Source organism: Priestia sp. P5_B4 (assembly GCF_056400385.1).
Map to the genome: position 1 here is coordinate 1 of NZ_JBFULJ010000752.1, position 1,871 is coordinate 1,871.

4 protein-coding genes are annotated in these 1,871 nt (G+C 35.7%); 3 read left to right on the top strand and 1 reads right to left on the bottom strand.

The genetic code is table 11. From position 1 onward, the window contains the following. On the top strand, positions 1–593 hold a 593-nt coding region (locus tag AC1DRF_RS25535; protein ID WP_477742020.1), incomplete at its 5' end, for an N-acetylmuramoyl-L-alanine amidase family protein. A gap of 29 nt (positions 594–622) precedes the next feature. Here AC1DRF_RS25535 and rpsN read toward each other — a convergent pair. After that, entirely contained in the window at positions 623–892 is a 270-nt protein-coding gene (rpsN, locus tag AC1DRF_RS25540) for a 30S ribosomal protein S14 (protein ID WP_013083817.1), read from the bottom strand. Positions 893–1,304: 412 nt separating this feature from the next. Here rpsN and AC1DRF_RS25545 point away from each other — a divergent pair, with 412 nt between their 5' ends. Continuing rightward, positions 1,305–1,580, top strand: a complete 276-nt coding sequence (locus AC1DRF_RS25545; protein WP_013057736.1) for an AbrB/MazE/SpoVT family DNA-binding domain-containing protein — start codon at positions 1,305–1,307, stop codon at positions 1,578–1,580. Between the two features lie 120 nt (positions 1,581–1,700). Continuing rightward, the coding region (locus AC1DRF_RS25550) for a DinB family protein (protein WP_477742021.1) at positions 1,701–1,871 on the top strand (171 nt) is incomplete at its 3' end.

The window sequence follows — 1,871 nt, forward strand, 5'->3', positions numbered from 1 at the left end:
CGGCTGATTCTACAACTTCAGCTAGCTTGCCTTCCTCATCTGCTGCTTTAAAAGATAAAATTATTGTAGTAGACGCTGGGCACGGCGGATATGATCCTGGCACTTCAGGCAAGTCATCGATTGAGAAAAATTTAGCGTTAACAACAGCAAAACTTGTGGCAAGCCGCTTAGCTAATGCTGGAGCAAATGTATTTATGACGCGTTCAAACGATACTTTTATTTCACTGAGCGGACGGGTGAATGTTAGTGAAGCAAAGCATGCAGATGCATTTATCAGCATTCACTATAACGCGTCTACTTCATCTTCTGCAAACGGCATCGCATCATTTTATTACAGTGAATCTAAAGATAAAGAATTAGCAAAATACATTCAAGAAAGCATGGCTGAAAACGCGCCTTCTATGAAGGATATGGGGGTTCGTTTTGGAGATTATTATGTTACTCGAGAAAACAACCAGCGGGCTGTACTTCTTGAATTAGGCTTTTTATCAAATGCTCACGATGAGCAAATTGTTTCTTCTAACGCGTATCAGCAGCAAATATCTACAGGTATTTACCAAGGGATTGCTCGATATTTTGCAGCTAATARATAATAAAAGCCCTCATAATGAGGGCTTTTATACTACCAGCTTGCTTTTTTAACCCCTGGAATTTGTCCTTTGTAGGCCAATTCCCTAAACGCGATGCGTGACATTTCAAATTTTCTAAGATAGCCTCGCGGACGACCGGTAACGCGGCAGCGATTATTTAAACGCGTTGGTGAAGAATCTCTAGGCAATTTTTTTAACGCTTCGTAATCTCCTTTTTCCTTCAGCTCTTGGCGTAATTGCGCATACTTCGCTACCATCTCTTGACGTTTTTGTTCTTTTACCACTTTTGATTTTTTAGCCAAACTCTTTGTCATCCTTTCGTTTTAATAATTTTTATTTGAAATACGTAATCATTACGATTTAATTATTTTGAGCAAGTTACTTTTTAAATTTAATCATATTTGCTTCATTTTTTCAACTTGTTTGCTTTCACGCTTAGATGTACTCTACCCCCACGCTGCTGTATAAACATAAAAAAAATTGTATGTCAAATGTAATTAATTCCTGCATCTCCTATATCATACAAAGAGCCCTACATATTCCATATTGTAGGAGGATTTGTATTTACAGATAATATTTCAATAATATTACAGTTCATTTACATATTAATAACTTCGACAAATTTAGCGGTTATCTAGTATATAATCATCTTAGAAATTCCAAAAATAATATTTTGCGTACTCAATAAAATATAAAAGTAAAGGTGATTAAAAAATGAAATCGACTGGTATTGTAAGAAAAGTAGATGATTTAGGTCGTATCGTAATTCCTAAAGAGTTAAGACGTGTTCTTGAAATAGATGTAAAAGATCCTGTTGAAATTTTTGTCGAAACAGATCGAATTATTTTAAAGAAATATGAGCCGAACGGTGCTTGTGCGATTACTGGCGAAGTATCTTCTGACAACGTAACAATCGCAGATGGCAAATTAACTTTAAGCCGCGAAGGTATGGAGTTATTGCTTGAAGAATTAAAACAACGTAATTTCTAATAAAAAGAAAAGCAGCTGCTCACGTGCAGCTGTTTTTCTTTTTGTTAAAGTTTTTTCTTCGCTTTCTGATTTCCAGATGCTATACTCAGAAGCGAATACATAATAAAGGAGCCTTTTATCATGACAGTTGAACAAATGACTCATCACTTTTTAGCACATCGAAACGTAACTAATGAATTAATCAACAAAATTGAAGCAGGTCACTACGAATACAAGCCTGCCCCGACATCTATGTCCGCTTTTGACTTATCTACGCATATTTTAACATCCTTTTATGCATTTGCATCAGTG